Below are 21,624 nucleotides of genomic sequence, written 5' to 3'. Positions count from 1 at the left end.
GGGATCGACTTCGAGGTAGCGTTCGACGACGTGGTAGATGTCGGCCCCGGTGGGGAGCAGCCGGATGTGCTTGCGCTTGAAAAAATAAGAGGTGCAGCAGAAGTCGCACCCGTTGGGACATCCCAAGCCAGCGAATACGATCCCGGTTCGGGAGACCTGCTTCCCGAACACCCGCAGGGGGTTGATGATCAAGGGGTGGCGGTACGGCATCCGGATCTCGGGTTCGCCCAGGAGGCGCCGCATGAAGCCGACCCCCTCCTCGCGGCAGATGTGGTCGCCGTAGGGGAGGAGCATCTCGTCAGGCGCCACGGTCCCGTACCCGCCCAGCACGATCTTCGACCGCGGCGAGTATTCCCGGACCAGAGCCACGACCTCCTTCATGCGGTGGTAGGTCGCCAGGACGAACGACACGCCCACGACCTCGTACCCGCGCCTGAGCTCGCGGATGAGCTCCCTCCGAGATGGGTACTGGAGCACTCCGGTGGGGGCCTCGAGGTTCTCGGCGATGTACTCCAGCGAGAACTGGATGTGGTGGGAACGGGGGCTGAACAACCCCTGGGCGCGGGTCACCTGTTCGTGGAGCAACTCGTACCCTACGCTCGGGGAATCGCCGTGGCGGACACCCAGGGGACGGCACACGGACGTGAGCAGGACTCGTGGCGTTCGGATCATGAGGAGGGCGCCTTCGCAAGGTCGTGGGAACGGGCCAATCTAGCTCCCTGCGATCGCGTGAGGCAACGAGGCGCCGGCGCCATAACGGGAGTGCATCGGTCGCCTTTGCCGCGTGGTGAGGTGGCGCTCAGATGGCCAGCGGGCCGGCACGCTGACGAAGTTCTCGCGGAAGGGTTGGGGGTGTGAGACGTGGGAGGGAGAGCTGATGCAGCCGACCGCGCCCAGGCGCGCGGCTACGGCCGCCGCCGTTCCTCGGCCCCAGGGCGTCGCTCCTGGATCTGCCCCGGGCGCGGCCCCAATTGGAAGTTCCGTACCGACTCAGGAAGCTTCGCCCATTGCTCGGCGGTCAGGATAGCGCGCACCGCTACTGTGGCCTGCGCGACCTCGTTGCGACCGGCCTCGAAGAGCGGGCGCAGGATCGGCATGAGCCGCACGAAGTCCGGATTGTTGCCCGTGCCGACCGCCGCCCTGAGAGAGTCGAGCCGCCGGGTGTTCCGCGCGGCGAGCGAATCGCGCAGCGGCATCAGGAGAACGATCTGAGCCGAGTCGAGCCCTAGCGAGTCCTTGAGGTCGAGGACGGCGCCGGCCGGATTGGGCAGCGCCGACTCGATCCGCGCGAGCGCCTCCGCCGATGAGAAGACGGGTCCGCGGAATCCAGTCTGGCCGCCAGGAGCGCCCGCACCGACGGCCGCGCCGCGACGACCCGCCGCGCGCATGGCGTCCAGCGCCTGCCGCATGCGGTCCGGCCCTATGGTCATCCGCACCTGGACGCCGATCTGGAACGGCGGCCGGAACGCCGTGGCCGAGCCGGCCGTGGCGCCGAAGCGTTCGTTCACATCGTACGCATACCGCTGCGTAGCCTGGTCGAAGCTGTTCACGTACAGCAGCGTGTTGTCCGGCCGCGTCGCGAGACCCCACCCCTTCGCGCCGTCCGCTCCGCCGTGGAGCAACTCGTCGAGCCCGCGCGGGAAGTTCACCGTCACCACCGACACCGTCAGCCGGCGGTTCAGCCCGAAGGAGGCCGGCCGCCAGTTCAGTTGGAAGTCGAGCGTGTACTGCCATGGCCCGGTGCATGAATTGCGCGCGGCGACGCTGGCGATCTGGCTCTGGAGGCACTCCCTCACCTGGGACGAGCTCTGCGCCAGGAGGCGCTGTATCCCCGCGGCCTCCGGCGTGGCTCCGCCGGGCACGAATACGAACGCGCGATCGTTGCGCGAGCCGTCGCCGTTCACGTCACCGCCCACGGTAGGCGTATAGGGTGAGCCCGAGGTGAGCCGCCCGATGGATGTGATCTCGAGCGACTGCGAGAAGGGATAGGTCAGCGTCGCGAGGAAGCTGTGCCGCCGCTCGAAGTCGCTGCGCGCCCATTCCACCACCCTCGGATCGCCCGCGGTGCTGCCGCCCCGCGCCCCGGTGGCCTGGTCCTGGGTGCGCTGCCAGGTGTACGAGGTCTGCATCTGGATGCCGCGCCGGAAGACCAACCCTCCGATGCCGACGGTGAACTGCTCCGAGCGCGAGCGCAGGTTCGACTGCGCTTCGAGCACCTGGCCGAACGCCGAGTCGGCGCGCGACGCATTGAACCGCGGCGCGCCCGTGGTCGCCGTGATGTCGCCGGGCGCCACGTAGACGGGGCGGTCCCCCTCCGACGCGATAGTGAACCGGGGCGCGCTCACCAGGTTGAGGTCGCGGAAGCCGCTCTGGCGCACCCCGCGCGAGAAGCTCCCCTCGATCGTGAGGCGGAAGAGCTGGGTGAGCCGCTTCTCCACGCCGAGCGACCCGCGCCAGGCGCGCGACGCCTCGAAGCCGTCAGCGAAGAGCGTCACTGTACGCGCCGGCTGGAACCCTCCCGTCGCCGGCGGGCCCGACGCGGCGCACTCGTCGGGGATCGTGCCCGGATCCGCCCAGTACTGGTTCCACGTGGGCACGGGCACTCCCAGGCCGGTGCACACCACCTCGGCGGACGAGAGCGCGAGCCCCGTGGCACTGCGCGCCAGCGCCACCAAGCCGCTCGGCGGCTGGCTTCGGAACTCGCCGATCCCGCCGCGGATCACCAGAGTTGGCGGCGTCGGGATGCGGCCCGGCTGGAAACCGGCGCCCGGTTGGAAGGCCGTGCCACCCAGGGTCCACGTGAAACCGGCGCGGGGGCTCAGGCGCCACTCCGTGGGGAGCCGGTCCGTGCGCCGGCCGAACGCCGAGTCTACCGCGGGGTTGTACTCCGGCGGATTCCCGAAGGCCGATCCCTCGAGGCGCAAGCCGTAGGTGAGCTGGAACGGGCGCCTGACGATCCAGACGTCGCCGGCGTAGAGTCCCCAGCGATAGTTGTCCGACCTTCGCTCGGTCGCTCCGATGGTGCGGCGGAACGACGCCGGCCGGCCCGCCTCGAGGTCCGCGAGCGAATTGTACGTGAAGGTGCCGAGCCGGTTGTTGCCCACCACGTTGTGGGCGCGCTCGGCGGTGAACGAGCCGCCGATCTTGAATCGGTGGCCGCCCGAGCCCGGCAGCAGCGACAACTCGTTCGACGCTTCGAAGCTCGTCGAGCGGGAGCGCGTGGGCAGGCCTGAGTTGCCTCCGAAGACGAGCGTCGAGACGCCTCGCGTGCTGTCCGGCAGGTCGGAGGCCACTTGCACCCGCCCAGCCGGCAGCTGGGTGAAGGGATCGCCGTCGTTCCGCGAGGCATGGAGGTAGGCGCGAGCCTCGTTGAGCAGCGTCGCCCCGAAGCGTGACGTCAGGGTCAGCATCGCGCCGCCGCCGCCGGTCGAGAGCAGGCCGCCGGTCTGCGGCAGGGTGAGAGTACCGAGGCGCGTCGGGTCCTGGCTGGTGCCGCTCCAGTCGCCTCGCAAGGTCAGGGTGTGCGAGTTCGACAGCACGTAGTCGAGCCGCGCGAGCGCCGAAAGGTTGTCGTTGGAGCGCGTGTCGCCGCCGGGCACGCTGGCGGTCGGCACGCCGAGGCCGTTCACGAGGGACAGGAACCGCGTCACCGAATCGGGATGCACGCCGAGGCGCGGGTAGTCGGCGCGGTTGGCGGAGAGCAGCGTCTGCTGGGGATCGGAGCGGAGCCGGGCCTGGAACGAGCCGAACAGGAAAAGTCGGTCCCGCACGATCGGCCCGCCGACCCCGCCGCTGATGACGTGCTGGCTGAAGCCCTGCGCGAACGCGGAGCTGTCGTCGGTCACGGCGAGGTCGTCGTCGCGCAGCTGGTACTGCGACGAGCCCTGCACGACGTTGCTGCCGCTTCGGGTGGTCGAAGCTATCAACCCTCCCGAAAACTGGCCGCGCGAGACGTCGTAGGTGCTGGTGACGACGCGGGTCTGGCGCAGGCCTTCCTGCGGTATGGACGAGGTGCCGAAAAGGAGACCGTCGAGGGTCAGCGCGTTGGCGTCCGGGCCGAGCCCCGCTACGGAGAAGGCGGTCGCGCTCGAGTCGGTGGCCGAGATGGGCACCACCCCGGGAACCAGCGAGGCCAGCAGCGCGAGATCGGTGGCATCCGTCGGGAGCCGGGCGAGCTGGTCCCCGTTGAACGCGCGTTCGGTCGAGCCCGGCGTCGGCCCGTCGGGCGCGCGCACGATCTGCGGACCGGCGCGCACCGTGATGGGATCGAGCGTGACCGCGCTGCCCGTCAACCGGACGTTCCAGACCAGACGGTCCTCGTCGGCGTGGCGTTGCAGAAGCTCGATGCGCGGCGCCATGCCTATGACGCGTCCCGTCATCCGGTACTGTCCGCCGCCGTCGGGGAAGAGGATCGTGAAGCGGCCGCGGGTGTCGGTCTGCGCCCGGCGTGTCACCTGCGTCTCGAGCGAGTATGCCTCGACCGTGGCGTCAGTGATCGGGCGACCGTCCTCCCCCGTCACGACGCCGGTGATGATATCAGTGCCCGACCCCGCCTGGGCGGCGGCCGGGGCCGGCGCGAGCCAGAGCGCGACGGCGATGATAACGAACCGGAACCAACGCGGACCAAGCATGAACGTCACCGGGCGAAAGTCACGAACGACCTGTCCTGCTATATACGGAAAGACGGTTGAATTGTTGGACGTGGCGCTCCAGGCCGCGGGCCCGCCCCTCGGTGTCGTTTCAGGCCGGATGGCGCCACCCGGTCCCGGGGGCCATCTTGTTCCGCATGCGCCAATCCATCCATCCCGGCACGACCGTCGGCCCGGTCGTGTTGACCATCTCGAGCCTCGATCGCGCGCTCGCCTTCTACGAGCACAGCCTCGGATTCCGCGTCCACCAGCGTGAGAGCAACACCGTTCGGCTCGGCGCCGGCGCTGCCGACCTGCTGGTCCTGACCGAGGATGCCAAGGCTCGGCCGGCGCGCGGAACCACGGGCCTCTTCCACATGGCTATCCTGGTGCCGTCGCGCCTCGCTCTCGCGCAGGCGCTGCGCCATCTCGCCGAGTCCCGCGTCCCGCTGCACGGCGCCTCCGACCATCTGGTGAGCGAGGCGCTCTACCTCGCCGACCCGGAGGGCAACGGCATCGAGATCTACCGCGACCGCCCGCGCGCCGAATGGCGGTACGACGCGGCGGAGGTGCGGATGGTCACCGACCCGCTCGATCTCGACGGTCTCCTCCTGGAGCTCGAGGGACGCGACGCGCCATGGACGGGGCTGCCGAAGGGCACGGTGATCGGCCACGTCCACCTGCGTGTCGCGGAGATCTCCGCGGCCGAACACTTCTATCGCGACGTGCTGGGTTTCGGCCTCACGACCCGTTACGGCGCCTCCGCGTCGTTCCTTTCCGCCGGCGGTTACCACCATCACGTCGCCGCCAACACCTGGACGAGTCTCGGCGCGCCGCCACCCTCGCCCGGCTCGCTCGGCCTGCGCGCGTTCGCCGTCCGATTGCCGGACGCGCAGGCGCTCGAACCAGTGCTGGCGCGCGTCCGCGAGGCGGGCGTGACGCCGGAGGAGACGGCGCTCGGCCTGCTCCTGCGCGACCCGTCCGGCAACGGGGTGCTGCTTCAGTCGGGCGGCGGGTAAGGGTCCGGAGGGCCGCCGGCCATCAGGTCTTCCCCGATGGCCGCGGGGCGCGACTTGCGGTCCGGCCGCTTGGCGCCGATTCTTACTTCGAACCCACAACTCGTAGCCCAGACCGCCTCGCCATCGAGCTGTCGCCCGCTTTCCGGCGCCCTCCCCGATCACGAGACCACAGGGAGGACTTCGATGCGCCGGCTCCACATTGGCATTCTCGACCTCGTAACCAAGAACCCCACCCGCGCGCTGTATGCGCGCGTGATGCATGCCAACCTTGCCAGCATCATGCCGCAGGTGCTCGGGGTGTGGTGCGAGCAGGAGGGGCACCGCGTCACCTACGTCTGCTATACGGGGTTTGAGGATCTGCTCGCGGAGCTGCCGCCGGACGTGGACCTGCTCTTCATCGGCGCCTTCACGCAGGCGGCGCAGCTCGCCTACGCGCTCAGTAACCTGTTCCGGCAGAGGGGTGCCGTAACGGTCATGGGCGGGCCCCACGCCCGCTGCTACCCGGAAGACGCCGCCCGCCATTTCGACTACGTCCTGGGCTTCACCGACCGGACGGTGGTGGAGGAAGTGGTACGCGAGTGCGCGCCGAACCGCCCGCTCGGCCGCTGCCTCTCGGCAGCCCGGCAGCCAATGGAGTTCCCGACGCTCGCGGAGCGGTGGAAGTTCGTCGAGGCGACGCTCGCGAAGGCGCCGACCATCAAGATCGTGCCGATGATAGGAAGCCTGGGGTGCCCGTACACCTGCAGCTTCTGCATCGACTCGACGGTGGACTATCAGCCGCTCAGCTTCGATCGGCTCCGCGAGGATCTGCGCTTCGTGTTGAGCAAGGTCAAGAAGCCGATCATCGGGTGGCACGACCCCAACTTCGGTATCAAGTTCGAACGGTACATGGACGCAATCGAGGCCGAGGTCCCGCCGGGCAGGATGCGCCACATCGCCGAGACCAGCCTGTCCATCCTGTCGGAGCCCCACCTGGTCCGGCTCAAGCACAACGGCTTCCGCGCCCTGCTGCCCGGGATCGAGTCATGGTTCGACCTCGGCAACAAGTCGAGGACGCGGCTCACCGGCCTCGACAAGGTCCGGCAGATCTCCGAGCACGTGAACACGGTCCTCCGCCATGTGCCTTACGTGCAGACCAACTTCGTGTTCGGTATGGACTCCGACCACGGTCCCGAGCCGTTCGAGTTGACCAAGCGGTTCCTGGATCTCACGCCAGGGGCGTTCCCCGCCTACTCGCTGCTCACGGCGTTTGGCCGGGCGGCGCCGCTGAACCTCGAGTACCAGCGGGAGGGGCGCGTGCTGCCGTTCCCCTTCCACCTCCTCAACAACTGCCAGGCGATGAACGTCCGCCCGAAGCACTACGAGTGGCGGGAGTTCTACGATCACGTGGTGGACGTGACTCGTCACTCGTTCACCTGGCGCACCATCGCGCGGCGGTTCGCCGCGACGCGGGCTACGATCCCGCGGTGGATGAACCTGGTGCGGGCGGTCTCCTCGGAGGGGTTCGGCCGGTTGCGCTATCACACGATGATCCGGCGCCTGCTCGACACCGATCCGTCGGTGATCCGCTACATGAACGGGGAGACCGACCGCCTGCCGGAGTTCTACCGCGCGCGGATCCGGAACGACCTGGGACCGATGTACCGGCTGCTACCCGATGACGCCCTCACCCACGACCACCTGGCATACCTCGAGACCACCGCGATGCCGGAGGTCAGCGCCGCCACGGCCTGATGACGCTGCGGGCCCGATTCGGGACGCCGCGGGCCTAGTTCCGCGCCCTTCCGCGCGCCCCGCTTTCCCAAGCCTGAAGGATTCCGAACGACCGCATCTGGTCCGCGAGGTCGGTCGAGCGCACCAGCTGCTCGAGCTCCGCCCGCGTCTGCCGCGGGAACGTCACGTCGGAGTTCGCGAAGGAGTAGATGACCGCCGCGGCGATCGCCGCGTTCAGCCGGAGCTGCTGCGCGTTCACCTTGTCGAAGGTGTCCGACCGGGCGTGGTAGTTCGGCCCGTAGTTGGCCGACTCCTGGTTCCCCACGATGTTCGCCACGCCCTGCATCATGAAGTCGAAGTTGTCGGTGCCGACGATCGGAACGTCCACCTGCTCGAAGGGCCCGAGACCGCGGACCGGCTCGAGCGCGCGTGTCACAGCCGCCGCTACCTCGGGCCGGCCGCCGGTGAAGAAGCCGGTGATCCGCCCCGTGCCGATGTCCAATGAGCCGGCGAGCACCGTGCGGTCCATCTCGTCGAGGTGGCTCACGGTGTACTTCCACGAGCCGACGAGCCCCTGTTCCTCGCCGTTGAAAAGGACGAAGCGGATGGTCCGCGCCGGCCTCAAGCCGAGGCGGCGGACCTGGCGGGCGATGTCGATCACGAGCGAGACGTTGCACCCGTTGTCGAGCGCGCCATCCCCCAGGTCCCACGAATCGAGGTGCGCGCCGATCACCACGATCTCGTTGGGCCGCGTCGCGCCGCGGATCTCGGCGACCACGTTGTAGCTCTCGTACTGCCCTCCGGCCTGGATTTCGACCTGGGCGGTGAGGGTGAGCGCCTGGCCGGCGCGCAGCAACCGGAGGATTCGCGACGCGCCGTCCCGCTCCATGACCATCAGCGGGCGCGTGTTGGCGGGTCCGAGGGAGGCGTTGTGCCGGTAGAGCAGGTCGTTGGGGCGGGAGCCCTCGTAGACCACTCCCGCTACTCCGGCCGCGAACGCGCGTTGCTCGATCAGGGTCGCCTCGGCGTATTCGCGGAACAGGCCGGGGATGTCGGTCAGCTCTTCCGTCTCGACGATCACCCACGCGCCGCGCGCCCGCGCGCCCAGCCGGGCGAAATCGGCTTCGGTGCCGCGACCGCCGTCCACCAGCGGCGCGGTGAGGCCGCCCGCCGGGGTCGCCGCGGAGAAGGGCATCGCCGCGACTCGCGGCGAGAACGCGCGGGCCGCCCCGCGCACCACTACCGAAGCCGAGCGCTCGTGCCAGAGCGCGGGCATCTGGAACGCCTCGCGGCGCGCGTCCACGCCGGCCGCGCGGAACCGGGCCAGTGCCCAGTCCACCGCCGCGAGGTTCGCCTCGGAGCCGGTCGCCCGGCCGCCGATACCGTCGGTCAGCGCTCCCAGGTCTTCCAGCATCGGAGTGGGCCCGAGCAGCGCGGTGACGAGACGGGCGACGTCGTCCTGCGCGCGCAGGACGCCGGCGGTGAGCGTGGAGACCAGGAGGAACGGGAGCAGGGCGCGGATATTCATCGCGTGGACCTCGCTGCGGATCAGGTGTGATCGCGGGGGAACGGGCTCCATAATGCCCCTCGCGGTGGCGGCGCGCCAGCCGTAAGCGTGGCGCGCGGCGCGAGCGGTGCGGGCTAGTCTAGTCGGCGGCCTGGGCGGTCGGCGCTTCCGCGAGCACGGGGGTCCTGGCGCGCCGCTTGAAGCGCGACTGGAGCCCATCCAGGTAGGTGTAGAAGACCGGCGTCACGTACAGCGTGATGATCTGCGAGACGGCGAGCCCGCCCACCACCGCGAGCCCTAGCGGCCGCCGCGACTCGGCGCCCGCGCCCCACCCCAGGGCGATGGGCAGCGTGCCCATCAGCGCCGCCATCGTCGTCATCATGATCGGCCGGAAACGGATGCTGCACGCCTCGACGATCGCGTCGCGCGCGCTCTTCCCTTCGCTCCGCTCGGCCTCGACCGCGAAGTCGATCATCATGATCGCGTTCTTCTTCACCAGCCCCACCAGCATGATCACCCCCACGAACGCGTAGACGCTGAGCTCGGTCTTGAAGATGAGCAGCGTGAGCAGCGCACCGAAGCCCGCGAACGGCAGGCCGGAGAGGATCGTCAGCGGGTGGATGAAGCTCTCGTACAGGACGCCGAGCACCAGGTAGATGACCAGCACCGCGAGCAGCAGGAGCAGGTTGAGCCCGCTCTGGCTGGCCTGGAACGCCTGTGCCGTGCCGCCGAATGCGGTCGTGATCGAGGAGGGCAGGGTCTGGCCCGCCAGGCTCTGCACCGCATCCACCGCCTGGCCGATGGAGACGCCGGGCCGGAGGTTGAACGACAGCGTGATGGACGGGAGCTGCCCCGAGTGGTTGACACTCAGCGGGCCGACCGCCGGCTTGAGGCTGGCCACCGCGCCCACCGGGACCAGCGCGCCGGTCCGCGACCGTACGTAGAGCAGGTTGATCGCCGAATAGTCGCGCTGGTACTGGGGCAGGAGCTCCATGATGACGGCGTACTGGTTGTCCGGCGTAAGGATGGTCGAGACCTGGCGCGTGCCGTACGCGTCGTAGAGGGCGCTCTCGATCTGCGCCACGGTGAGTCCGAGCGAGGAGGCACGGTCGCGGTCGATCTCCACTCTCACCTGCGGGTTCCTGATCTGGAGGTCGCTGGTCACATCCTGAAGGATGGACAGGTCCCGCATCCGGCGTTCGAGCAGCGCCGCCCCCTCGTAGAGGCCGTCGATGTCCGGGCTCTGAAGCACGAACTGATAGAGGCTCTTCGAGACGCGCCCGCCGACGCGGATCGGAGGCGGGTTCGAGAGGAAGACCTGGATGCCCGGCACCACGGCGAGCTTGCGCTGGAGCACTCGGATCACGCCGTCCGCGTCGAGGTCGCGCTCAGAGCGGGGCTTGAGCCGGATCTGCAGGCGCCCGTTGTTGCCGCCGCCCACCGACGACATGAAGTCCACCACGTTCGAGTCGGCGCGCAGGATGTCGGCGATCTGCTGCTGGTGCCGCACCATGTCCGCGAACGACGTGCCCTCGGCCATCTCGGTGCTGCCGGAGATGTTCCCGGTGTCCTCGGACGGGATGAACCCCTTCGGCACCGCGACGAACAGCCAGACGGTTCCCGCCAGGATCGCCGCGGAGAACGCGAGCGCCACCCGCCGGTGCTCCATGACCCAGCCGAGCGTGCGCTGGTAGAAGCCCAGGGTCCGTTGGTAGACCCGCTCGGTGGCGGCGAAGAGCTGGCCGTGGTGCTGCTCGCGCGGGGGCTTGAGGAACCGGCTGCACATCATCGGAGTGAGGGTGAGCGAGACGAAACCCGACACCAGGATGGCCACCCCGATGGTGACCGCGAACTCGCGGAACAGCCGCCCGACGATCCCGCCCATGAACAGCAGCGGGATGAATACCGCGGTGAGGGACAGCGTCATGGAGACGATGGTGAAGCCGATCTCCTTGGCGCCCTCCAGGGCCGCCTGCATGCGGGGTTTTCCCATCTCCATGTGCCGGACGATGTTCTCCAGCATCACGATGGCGTCGTCCACCACGAAGCCCACGCTGAGGGTGAGCGCCATCAACGACAGGTTGTCCAGGCTGTAGCCCAGCAGGAACATCACGGCGAAGGTGCCCACGATGGACATGGGGAGGGCCAGGCTGGGGATCACGGTGGCCGAGACGTTCCGCAGGAACAGGAAGATCACGAGGATCACCAGCACCAGCGTCACCATCATCGTGATCTTGACGTCGTGCACCGACGCGCGGATGGACTGCGAGCGGTCGGACAGGGTGCGGATGTCCACCCCGGCGGGCAGCTGTGGGGTGAGTCGCTCCAGCAGGGCGTGGACGGCGTCGGCCACCGCGACGGTGTTCGTTCCGGGCTGCTTCGAGATGGCGAGCATGATCGCCCGCGTGCCGCTGAACCAGCTGGCGGACTTGTCGTTCTGCACGCTGTCCACCACCTGGCCCAGGTCCTCGAGCCGGATCGGCGAGCCGTTCCGGTACGCGACGACGATGGGCCGGAACTCGCGGGCCGTGGCCAGCTCGCCGTTGGCCTGCACGGTGAAGACGCGGTGCGCTCCCCACAACACTCCGTTAGGCAGGCTCACGTTGGCGTTGCCCACCGCGGCGGCGACCTCGTCTATCCCGATGCCGCGCGCCGCCATGGCCTGCGGGTCGAGCCGGATGCGAACGGCGTACTTCTGGCTGCCGAAGATGTTGACCTGAGCCACGCCCGGGATCATCGAGAAGCGCTGCGCGAGGAAGCCCTCGGCGAATTCGTTCAGCGTGGTGAGAGGGAGCGTGGTCGAACGCAGCGCGAGATAGAGGATGGGCTGGTCGGCGGGATTGATCTTCTGGAACGACGGCGGCAGCACGTCTCTGGGCAAGGACCGCTGGGTCCTGGAGAGCGCGGCCTGCACGTCCTGCGCCGCCGCGTCGATGTCCCGGCTCAGGTTGAAGGTCAGGGTGATGTTGGTGCTGCCCTGCGAGCTGCTCGACACCATCTGGTCCACGCCCGCGATGGTGCTGAGCTGCTTCTCGAGCGGCGTCGCCACCGCGGACGCCATGGTCTCCGGGCTCGCGCCCGAGAGGTTCGCGCTCACCGTGATGGTCGGGAAGTCCACGTTCGGCAGGTCGCTCACCGGCAGCTGGCGGTAGGCCATGACGCCGAAGATGAGGATGCCGCTCATGACCAGCGTGGTCATGACCGGCCGCCGGATGAAGAGGGCGGAGATGCTCACGGCATCGCCGTCCTGGGTTGCGGCGGGGCGCCGCCGCCGCTGCCCGTCTTCACCTCCACTGACGCGCCGGGCGTGAGGCGCAGCTGTCCGTCCGTCACCACCAGGTCGCCGGCGGAGAGCCCGCTCGCCACCACCACGTAGTCGTTGACCGAGCGGCCGAGGGTGACGTCCTGCATGCGCACCTTGCGGTCCGGCTGGACGACGTAGACGTAGGTGCCCCGCTGGCTGGTCATCACCGCCTGCGAGGGCACGGTGAGGGCGCTCGGCTCGACGTCGAGCACCAGGTGCACGGCGAGGAAGGCCCCCGGCCAGAGGCGGGAGTCGTCGTTCGGGAAGGTGGCCCGCAGCTGGACCGTGCCCGTGGTGGTGTCCACGCGGTTGTCCACGAAGCTCAGCTCGCCCAGCGCGCCGACGCCCGAGGAGTCCTGGGCGCGGGCGGCGACCTGCAAACGGCGGTTGGCGCTGAAGCGCCGGATGTCCTCGAGGTAGCGCTCGGGCACGGCGAAGGTGACCGCGATGGGCCGGATCTGGTTGATGACCACCAGCGGGTTGCCGTCGGTGGTGCGGACGAGGTTGCCCTCGTGCACGTACAGGCCGCCGGTGCGGCCGCTGATGCGCGCGCGGATCTGGGTGTAGTCGAGGTTGAGCCGCGCCGTCTCCACCGCCGCCGAGTCCGCGGCGACGCCCGCCGCCGTCGCCTCGGCGTTGGTCCGGGCCTGGTCGAGCTGCTCGCTCGAGGTGAGGTTCGACTGCGCCAGCTCCTGCGCGCGCTCGAGCTGGCGGCGCGCGTTCGCCGCCTGGGCCTGGTCCCGCGCCAGCGTTGCCTGCGCCTGGTCGAGCGCGGCCTGGAACGGCCGCGCGTCGAGCTGGAAGAGGAGCTGCCCCGCCCGCACGTCCTGGCCTTCGCGGAACCCGACCCGCACCAGGATCCCCGTGACCTGCGACCGTACCGCCACGCTCTGGAGCGGCGTGACCGAGCCGATGGCCGTGATCTCATAGGGGACCGCGCGCTCGGCGACCGGCGCGACGGTGACGGGCACCTTGGGACGCGCCGCACGCTCCGGCTTCGCGCTGGCGGCGGCGAGCAGCAGGACAACGGCGGCCGGCAATCGGAAGTCGAATCGCATCGTAACCTTACGCACTGGGCTCACTTGGCGTTGGCCCAACGACCCAAGGTCGCCACGCGCCACACGCCGCGCAAACCCGACCGCCCGCGTGGCCTTGCCGCTGGCGCCGCCAAGCGCCTCACCGCGTCAGGCCGTTCGCCTCCCGCACCGCGCGCTGGAGCAGCGCCGGCGGCAGCGGCCCCGCCTCCAGCACCTGCTCCACGAAACGCTTGGGGGAGAACCGCGCGCCGAGCCCGGCCCGCATCTCCGCTTCGAGCCGCGAGATCTCCTGCCACCCGACGATGTAACTCGGCGCCTGGGTCGGCCAGGTGGTGAACCGGTTCACCTCCGCTTCGGCCGCGCTCCGCTCGAGCCCGACCTCGTCCACGAAGAACCGCACTGCCTGCTCGTAAGTCATCGTGCCGGTGTGCAGTGACGGGTCGATGATGACGCGCGCCGTCCGCCACAGCCGCATCTGGAGCTGCGCCAACCGCGCGTCGTCGTTCTCGAACAACCCCGCGCGCGCCATCCAGTGCTCGGCGTAGAGCGCCCAACCCTCGCCGTAGTAGCTGTTGCCCCCGGAGCGACGGAGGCGCCTGGCGTTCCGCCGCGCGTACGTGGTCTGGAGATGATGGCCGGGATACCCCTCGTGCAGCGCGATCACGCTGATCCATCCGTTGTTCTGGGTCCGCAGCTTCTCGCGCGTCTGCTCCGGCGTCATCGAAGGCACGACGTCGGTGACGAAGAACCGGCCCACCATGACACTGTCCCGAACGGTGATGCCGCCGTAGCCGCCCCACGCATACGTCTCGCGCAGCTGGGGCGGCGTCGGCACGAAAGTGAGCTGCTCGCATGGCGGGATCGCCACGAGGTCGTCGCGGATGAGGAGCCCTTGCACCCGGTGCGAAGCGCGCTGATAGGCCTCGGTCACGTGACCGGCCTCCGGGTGCCGCTCGCGCATCTCGTCCGCGAGGACTCGCCACGGTGTCCCGGGCCGGATGGTCGCGGCGAGAGAGTCGAGCGCGCTCTTCGTCTCGGCGTGAAGACGCCTTCCCAGCGCGATCATCGAGTCCGCGCCGTAACCCAGGAAGTTGGTGTGCGCGAGGACCCAGTCGTAGTATTCGCGGCCCGAGCCCCAAGAGCCCTCGGCGCCCGGCCGCAACGTGTCCTGGAGGAAGGCGGCGTACCCATCCAGCGCGGAGCGCGCCCGCTCGCCCGCGGCGAGGAGCGATTCGCGCAACGTGTCCGGCGCGGTGGAACGCACCCGGTTGGCGAACTCGCCGCCCAGGAATCCGCTGTAGCTGCGCGCCGTGGAGACGGCGAGCCTCACCCAGAGCGGCGGGGGCTCCCGCAGCTGCCGGCGGCCGAGATCCATCGCGAGCGGCGCGCGCAGCAGGTCGCGGCGGATGTCGCGCCAGTCGCTCGGGGTCGGGGGCCGGTCCCCCGCGACCCGCCAGTACAGGTCGCCCAGGGTGAGATAACGGCCGGGGATGCGCTCGGCCTGGTGCAGCACCGTGTCCGCGATGGTGCGCATGAGGTACGACTCGACCAGCAGCCAGTCGATGCGCTGCGGGACGGAGAGCCGGGTCGTGTCCATTGCCCGCAGCAGGGTGAGCTGGCCCGCTGCCCGCTCGGCCGCCCGTGGAGCGGCCGCGGTGTCCAGACCGGCCAGGAAGTCCCTCGTGTCATCGCGATTCCCGCTTCGCCGCTCGCGCGGGCCCTCGAGGTACCGGTCCACGAACTGCTCGAACCGCGCCGAGTCGCCGACGACCGGTGCCAGACGAGGCGTTCCGACGGGGGCGCACGCCGTGGCCACCAGGATGAAGGCAGCCGCGTACCGGCGGCCGAAACGTGGAACGGACATGGATCTCCTCAGGATGCCGGTCGGCCGGCGTACCCGGTGCGTTCGGTGGCGGCCGAGGCCGGCAGGGCGGACAGGCGCGTCGCGAGCGCCTCGAGCGACGCGACGCTCGCGCAGGGCACGAAGTCGTCCACGAACGGCAGCGCCGCGCGCAGCCCTTCCGTCGCCGGCTCGAACCCGGGGCGGCTCGCCAGCGGGTCCAGCCAGATCAGCCGGTGACAGGAACGCTGGAGCGTCGCCATCTCGCGCGCGAGCAGCGCCGGATCGTCGCGCTCCCACCCATCGGATACTAGCAGTACTATCGCGCCGCTCCTGATGGTCCGCCTCACCCAGCGAAGGTTCAACTCGCGCAGGCTGGCGCCGATCCGCGTGCCGCCGCTCCAGTCCACCACCTTCCACGCCACGCGTCGCAGGGCGGCGTCAGGATCGCGCCCGCGCAGCTCGCGCGTGATGCGGGTGAGCCGCGTGCCGAAGACGAACACTTCCAGAGGTGCGCCGGCGCGCTGGAGCGCGTGCGCGAAGCGGAGCAGGAAGCGGCTGTAGCGCTCCATCGAGCCGCTGATGTCGCACACCAGGACGATCGGCCGCGGGCGCGTGGTGCGCCGGAAGAAGCGGAAGTCGAGCGTCTCGCCGCCGCTGCCCAGCGACCGGCGGATCATCGCGCGCGTGGCGAGGCGCCGGCCGGTGCGGTCCAGCCGGCTCCGCCGCGACAGCCTCCGCGGGAGCCGCGGCGGGAGTGCGGCGAGCATCGCGGCCGCGTCGTTCGCTTCCTCGGTCGTCATCTCCGCGAAGTCCGTGGTACGCAGCGTCTCCAGCGCGCTCGCGGCCTTCGGGGCCACCGTGTCCCCGACGTCGGTGGTCTCCGCGGCGTTTACGCCCGGCCCGCCGGGATCGAACCCGCCATGCTTGCGCTCCTGCTGCCGGATCCTCGGCAGCGCATCGGACACACCTCCTTCGACGGTGCTGCGGCGCCAGAACAGATCGAATGCCGCGTCGTAGGTGGCGCGGTCGTCCCGACGGCGCACGAAGACGGCGCGCCCCGCGGCCTTTGCGTCACCGCGCCGTCCCACGCCCAGTAGCGCGAGCGCGCGCGCGAAGTTCCGGGTCTGGTCGGGGTCCACCTGGAGGCCGGCGCGCCGCAGCACTCGGCCGAACTGCACGACGTTGGCGGTGAGCGCTTCGCCGTCGACCTGCTGTGCCGGGTGCCCCGAGCGGTCGCCGGCTGCCGCGGACGACGGGCTCATGCGCCCGCGCGCACTTCGTCGAGCAGCTTCCTAGCGCCCCCGCCCCCGCGCATCGCGCTCACGTCCTCCTGGTACTTGAGCAGCGCGCCCAGGGTGCGCTCGATCTGCTCCGCATCGAGGGTCTTCGCGCCGAGGGCGACCAGCGCGGCGGCCCAGTCGATGGTCTCCGCGATGCCGGGCACCTTGGTGAGGTCGGTCGCGCGGAGACGCTGCACGAAGGTCACGACTTCGCGTGCCAGCGTCGCCGGCAGGTCCGGCATGCGGCGGCTGAGGATGGCCAGCTCTCGCTCGGCGGTCGGGTAGTCGATCCAGTGGTAGAGGCAGCGACGCTTGAGCGCATCGTGCACCTCGCGGGTGCGGTTGCTCGTTATGATGACGCGAGGCGGGTTATCCGCCTTGATCGTGCCTATCTCCGGCACCGTGACGGCGAAATCGGCGAGCACCTCGAGCAGGTACGCCTCGAACTCCTCGTCGGCGCGGTCGATCTCGTCGATCAAGAGCACCGGCGGTGCGGCGTGGGAGTTCGCCAGCGCCTTGAGGAGCGGCCTGCGGATCAGGAACTCCTCGCTGAAGATGTCGCGGGTCGCGGCACTCTTGGCCTCACCGCGCGCCTCGAGCAGGCGGATCTCCAGCATCTGCCGCGGATAATCCCACTCGTATACCGCGGTGTTGACGTCGAGCCCCTCGTAGCACTGGAGCCGGATCAGCTCTGCGCCGAGCACGGCGGCGAGGGTGCGGCCCACCTCGGTCTTCCCCACGCCGGCCTCGCCTTCGAGCAACAGGGGCCGGCCGAGGGCGAGCGAGAGGTAGACGGCGGTGGCGAGGTCGCGGTCGGCGACGTAGCGATGCGCGGCGAAGGCGGCCTGGAGCGCGTCAATGGAAGGAGGTGGGCCGCTCATGCAGGAAGGATAGACGCGGAAGCCTTCGCGGCGAAGTCCTGCCAGAACCGGTTAATGATCTTGCGGGCGGTTCCCTCGAAGAGGCGCGCCCCTACACTGGCGATGGTGCCGCCGATCGTGGCCTCAGCCGTCCAGTGGAGGCGGGTTTGCATGGGCCCGAGCGATTCGAGCCGGATCCCCGTCTGCACGTCCACGACCGAGCCAGGTGCGGTGCCGTGGGCACGCATCTTCGCGGCCTCCGGCGGCGCGAGGTCCGCCAATTCGACGTGCAACGTGAAGCGCGCCTTGATCGCGCCGACGCCGAAGGCGCACACCACCTTGTAGTGGGCCTCGTCGAGCGCCTCGACCGACTCGACCCCGGGCGCGCACGCGGCCACGGCGCTCGGATCCAGGAGGCGCGCCCACAACACCTCGCGCGGGGCCGCGACCTCGGGGGAGCCGGCGAAGGTGAGCTGCAACGGCTACTTCTTCGACCGCACCAGCGCCTTCTGCAGCGCCTGTCGCGCCGCGACGGTCGCGAGGTGCCGGCGATAATCCGCCGGCGCGTGGATGTCGCCGTTCACCTCGACACCGTCCGCGGCCTGCGCGGCGACCTTCTCGATGGTCTCCGGCTCGCCCTTGGTGCCCACCAACTGCTCCGTGGCCTTCACCAGGTAGGCGCGGTCCGACACGCCGGTCATCGCGAGCGCGCACTCGGCGACCGTCGCGCGCGAGCGCTTCACGATCGCGGCCGCGCCCGCCAGCGCGTAGCCGGAGGCCGCCTGCTCGAAGCTCACGTACGCCATCCCCGCATTGCGCGGCGGCGGCGGCAGGACGATCTCGACCATCAGCTCGTCCTCAGCCATGGCCGTGGAGAACGAGCCCTGGAAGAACTCGCGCGCGGCCACCGTGCGCTTGCCGCGCTTCGAGCGCAAGACGAATCGCGCGTCCAGCGTGAGCATCACCGCCGGCATGTCCGCTGCCGGGTCCGCGTGCGCGAGCCCTCCGCCGATCGTTCCCTTGTTGCGCACCTGGAGGTCTCCGATACCCGACGTGCATTCGGCGATGATGGGGAAGCGCTCGGTGAGGAGCGCCGACTCCAGCAGCTCGCGGTAGGTCGTACCCGCGCCGATCTTCGCGCCGCGCCGCGCCTCCGCGATCCCGCGCAGCTCCGGCAGATGGCCGATGTCCACGAGTAGGGAGGGCTGCGCGAGACGGAACCTCATGATCGGGATCAGGCTGTGCCCTCCCGCGATCACCTTGGCGCCGTCCTTCGCCGCGAGCGCCTTCAGCGCGTCCCCGATGTTCCGGGCGCGCACGTAGTCGAAGGTCTGGGGGATCATCGGCTGCCTCCGTTCCCCTTGGCCCGCTGGATCGCGGCCCACACCCGGGCGGGCGTGAGCGGCTTGTCCATATGAATGATTCCGAGCGGCGCGAGGGCGTCCACCACCGCGTTCACTACCGCGGCAACGGACGCTATGGTGCCGGTCTCGCCTACCCCCTTCACGCCGAGCGGGTTGACGGGTGACGGCGTCACGGTGTGGGCGACCTCGATCTTCGGCATCTGGCTCGCCTTCGGCACCGCGTAGTCCATCATCGTGCCGGTCAGGAGCTGGCCCTGGTCGTCGTATACCGCGATCTCCTGCAGCGCCTCGCCGATCCCCTGGATGACGCCGCCGTGCACCTGGCCTTCGACGATCATCGGATTGATCTGGGGCCCGCAGTCGTCCACCGCGATGTAGCGGAGGATCTTCACCTCTCCGGTCTCGGCGTTCACTTCCACGGTGCAGAGGTGCGCTCCGAACGGAAACACGAAATTCGTGGGGTCGAAGAAGGCCGTCGCCTCGAGGCCGGGCTCCACGCCCGCCGGCATGTTCCACGCGACGTTGGCCATCAACGCCGCCTCGGCGAAGGTCTTCTTCTTGTCGGGCGAACCTTTCACCACGAATGCGCCGTCCTTCCACTCCAGGTCGGCCTCGTTCGCCTCGAGCAGGTGCGCGGCTATCTTCTTCGCCTTCTCCTTCACCCGCCGCGCCGCGAGCGTCACCGCGATGCCGCCCACCGCGGTGGTGCGGCTCCCGTAGGTGCCCCAGCCCTGCGGGGTGTTGTCGGTGTCGCCGTGCACGATCTGCACGTTCTCGACCGGGTAGCCGAACTCGTCCGCCACGATCTGCGCGAACGTCGTCTCCTCGCCCTGGCCGTGCGGCTTGGTGCCGATGTAGACCCGCACCATGCCGGTGGGATACACGCGCACCAGCGCCGAGTCGTACAGTCCGCCGCCGAATCCCACCGCGCCCGCCACGTTCGATGGCCCGAGGCCGCAGATCTCGGTGTAGGTGCACACGCCCAGGCCGAGGTACCGGCCCTGCTTGCGCGCCTTCTCCTGCTCGGCGCGGAAGGCCTGGTAGTCGAGCATGCCGAGCGCCTTGTCTAGCGTGCCCTGGTAGTTGCCCGAGTCGTAGGCGACGCCCGTCGCCGTGGTGTAGGGGAAGGCGTCCTTCGGGATGAAGTTCTTCCGCCGCAGCTCGACCGGGTCCATGCCGATCTCGCGCGCGAAGGTGTCCACCAGCCGCTCGACGAGATAGGTGGCCTCGGGCCGACCCGCGCCGCGGTAGGCGTCCACCGGCGTCGCGGTCGCGTACACGCCGATCACGGTGCCGTGGATGTTGGGGATGGTGTACGCGCCGGAGTACATCAAGCCGTGCAGGATGGTGGGCACGCCGGGCGCCGCGGTCGAAGCATATGCCCCGAGTCCGGCGTACACCTTCGTCTTCAGTCCGGTGATCTTCCCGTCCCGCGTGCCGCACATCTCCACGTACTCGATGTGGTCGCGGCCGTGGATGGTCGCCTTGTAGTTCTCGGACCGGTCCTCGGTCCACTTCACCGGACGGTTGAGGTCCATCGAGGCGAGGCCGCAGAGCACTTCGTCCGCGTAGCACGGGATCTTGCTGCCGAAGCCGCCGCCCACCTCGGGCGCGATCACTCGCACCCGGTGCTCGGGGAGCTTCAGCATCACCGAGGCTAGGAAGCGGTGGATGTGTGGGTTCTGGCTCGTCGCCCAGAGGGTCAGCTGGCCGGTGCCGTTGTTGTAGCTCGCCACGGCGGCGCGCGGCTCCATGGCCGTGGGGAGGAGCCGGTTCTGCACGATGCGCAGCTTGACCTTCACCTCCGCCTTCGCGAACGCCTCGTCCGCATTGCCGCCTGCCACCACCCACGTGAACGCGATGTTGTTAGGCACCTCGGCGTGGAGTTGCGGCGCGCCCGGCTGCGCCGCCTTCTCGGGGTCGGTCACCGCCTGGAGCGGCTCGTAGTCCACTTCGATGAGGTCGAGCGCGTCGCGCGCCGCGGCCCGCGATTCGGCGACGACCATCGCTACTCCGTCGCCCACATAGCGCACCTTCTCGTGCGCCAGGAGCGGGTGCGGCGGCGTCTTGAGGTCGCAGTTCGGCACGTTCCACGCGCACAACACCGGAACCACCCGGTCCTTGATGTCGGCGCCGGTGTAGACGGCGAGGACTCCCGGCGCGGCCTTCGCGGCCCTGGTGTCTACCTTCTTGAGCTTGGCGTGCGCGTAGGGGCTGCGGAGGATGGCGGCGTAGGTGAGGCCGGGGAGCTTGACGTCGTCGGTGTACGTGGCTTGGCCGGTGATGAGGCGGGGGTCCTCACGCCGCTTGATGCTGGAGCCGAAGAGCGTTGGCATGGCGGGCCCTCCTCAGGACGCCGCGCGGGCAGGAGCGGCCCCGCGCAGGGTGGACGCCGCAGCCTTGATGGCGGCGACGATGTTCTGGTAGCCGGTGCAGCGACAGTAGTTCCCATCGATCGCGTGACGGATCTCCGCCTCGCTCGGGTCGGGGTTCTGGCCGAGCAGGTCCACGGCGGTCAGGATCACGCCCGGCGTGCAGAAGCCGCACTGGAGGCCATGCTTCTCCCAGAACGCGTTCTGGAGCGGGTGCAGGTTCCCGTTCGTCGCGAGGCCCTCGATGGTCGTGATCTGCGCGCCCTCCGCCTGCACCGCGAGCATCGTGCAGCTCTTCACCGCCCGGCCGTCGATGAGCACGGTGCACGCGCCGCACTGGCTCGTGTCGCAGCCGATTTTCGTGCCGGTGAGGTTGAGGTCGTCGCGCAGGACGTGCGCGAGCAACGCTCTCGGCTCGACCTCGGCGGTGCGGGTCGTGCCGTTCACGGAAAGGCTGACACTTCGTTTCATGGTCTCGTCTCGCGTGGAACGATCAGGTCTTCGGCGGAAGTGGGAGGGATAGCGTACGGCTCGCCGCGGGCGTGGTCAAGGGCGCCACACTAGCGCGTCGGTGCGGGCCCGCGGACCCGCGCCGACCGGGGCTCACCGCAGCCGCCCGAGACGGTCCGGCGGCCAGTCCTGCACGACGATGTGCTGCTGGAGGCGCCGGTCCCCCATCGTCACGCGCACGACGTAC

At 69.8% G+C, this 21,624-nt stretch carries 14 protein-coding genes; 2 read left to right on the top strand and 12 right to left on the bottom strand.

Annotated elements, in window-relative coordinates:
* Both Q8Q85_06310 and Q8Q85_06305 read right to left on the bottom strand, forming a co-directional pair.
* The coding region (locus tag Q8Q85_06310) for a cobalamin-dependent protein (protein ID MDP3773866.1) at positions 1-672 on the bottom strand (672 nt) is incomplete at its 3' end.
* A gap of 233 nt (positions 673-905) precedes the next feature.
* Positions 906-4,631 carry a carboxypeptidase regulatory-like domain-containing protein gene (locus tag Q8Q85_06305; protein MDP3773865.1) on the bottom strand — a complete coding sequence of 1,242 codons (3,726 nt, stop codon included), beginning with the start codon at positions 4,629-4,631 and terminating at the stop codon, positions 906-908.
* A 155-nt stretch (positions 4,632-4,786) separates the two neighbouring features.
* On the opposite strand from Q8Q85_06305, the gene Q8Q85_06300 reads away from it, so the two are divergent.
* Together Q8Q85_06300 and Q8Q85_06295 are read left to right on the top strand one after the other, a co-directional pair.
* Positions 4,787-5,647: a VOC family protein gene (locus tag Q8Q85_06300; protein MDP3773864.1), complete on the top strand. Its 861-nt coding sequence runs from the start codon at positions 4,787-4,789 to the stop codon at positions 5,645-5,647.
* A 183-nt stretch (positions 5,648-5,830) separates the two neighbouring features.
* Complete coding sequence (locus tag Q8Q85_06295; GenBank protein MDP3773863.1) at positions 5,831-7,381, top strand: hypothetical protein; 1,551 nt, start codon at positions 5,831-5,833, stop codon at positions 7,379-7,381.
* Positions 7,382-7,415: 34 nt separating this feature from the next.
* On the opposite strand, the gene Q8Q85_06290 is transcribed toward Q8Q85_06295, so the two are convergent.
* The 10 genes from Q8Q85_06290 to Q8Q85_06245 all read right to left on the bottom strand — a co-directional run bounded on the left by Q8Q85_06290 (position 7,416) and on the right by Q8Q85_06245 (position 21,398).
* Positions 7,416-8,888, bottom strand: a complete 1,473-nt coding sequence (locus Q8Q85_06290; GenBank protein ID MDP3773862.1) for a M28 family peptidase — start codon at positions 8,886-8,888, stop codon at positions 7,416-7,418.
* A gap of 118 nt (positions 8,889-9,006) precedes the next feature.
* Positions 9,007-12,102 (bottom strand): efflux RND transporter permease subunit, encoded by a 3,096-nt coding sequence (locus Q8Q85_06285; protein ID MDP3773861.1) that lies wholly within the window; start codon positions 12,100-12,102, stop codon positions 9,007-9,009.
* Positions 12,099-13,229: an efflux RND transporter periplasmic adaptor subunit gene (locus Q8Q85_06280; protein ID MDP3773860.1), complete on the bottom strand. Its 1,131-nt coding sequence runs from the start codon at positions 13,227-13,229 to the stop codon at positions 12,099-12,101. The genes Q8Q85_06285 and Q8Q85_06280 overlap by 4 nt, the downstream gene beginning before the upstream one ends.
* Positions 13,230-13,347: 118 nt before the next feature.
* Positions 13,348-15,072: a DUF885 domain-containing protein gene (locus tag Q8Q85_06275; protein ID MDP3773859.1), complete on the bottom strand. Its 1,725-nt coding sequence runs from the start codon at positions 15,070-15,072 to the stop codon at positions 13,348-13,350.
* An 8-nt stretch (positions 15,073-15,080) separates the two neighbouring features.
* Positions 15,081-16,313 (bottom strand): VWA domain-containing protein, encoded by a 1,233-nt coding sequence (locus tag Q8Q85_06270; GenBank protein MDP3773858.1) that lies wholly within the window; start codon positions 16,311-16,313, stop codon positions 15,081-15,083.
* Positions 16,310-17,212 carry a MoxR family ATPase gene (locus Q8Q85_06265; protein ID MDP3773857.1) on the bottom strand — a complete coding sequence of 301 codons (903 nt, stop codon included), beginning with the start codon at positions 17,210-17,212 and terminating at the stop codon, positions 16,310-16,312. The genes Q8Q85_06270 and Q8Q85_06265 overlap by 4 nt, the downstream gene beginning before the upstream one ends.
* Entirely contained in the window at positions 17,209-17,670 is a 462-nt protein-coding gene (locus Q8Q85_06260) for a carbon monoxide dehydrogenase subunit G (protein ID MDP3773856.1), read from the bottom strand. Before Q8Q85_06260 ends, Q8Q85_06265 begins: the two co-directional genes overlap by 4 nt.
* Before the next feature lie 3 nt (positions 17,671-17,673).
* On the bottom strand, positions 17,674-18,534 hold the full coding sequence (locus Q8Q85_06255; GenBank protein MDP3773855.1) for a xanthine dehydrogenase family protein subunit M: 861 nt from the start codon (positions 18,532-18,534) through the stop codon (positions 17,674-17,676).
* Positions 18,531-20,891, bottom strand: coding sequence for a molybdopterin-dependent oxidoreductase (locus Q8Q85_06250; GenBank protein ID MDP3773854.1), 2,361 nt, complete (start codon positions 20,889-20,891; stop codon positions 18,531-18,533). The genes Q8Q85_06255 and Q8Q85_06250 overlap by 4 nt, the downstream gene beginning before the upstream one ends.
* A 12-nt stretch (positions 20,892-20,903) precedes the next feature.
* Entirely contained in the window at positions 20,904-21,398 is a 495-nt protein-coding gene (locus tag Q8Q85_06245; GenBank protein ID MDP3773853.1) for a (2Fe-2S)-binding protein, read from the bottom strand.
* Between the last annotated feature and the right edge of the window lie 226 nt (positions 21,399-21,624).

It is taken from the genome of Gemmatimonadales bacterium, assembly GCA_030697825.1.
Classification (GTDB): Bacteria; Gemmatimonadota; Gemmatimonadetes; order Gemmatimonadales; family JACORV01; genus JACORV01.
Note: the sequence above shows the minus strand (reverse complement) of the source record. Positions and strands in the feature narration are given on the sequence as shown.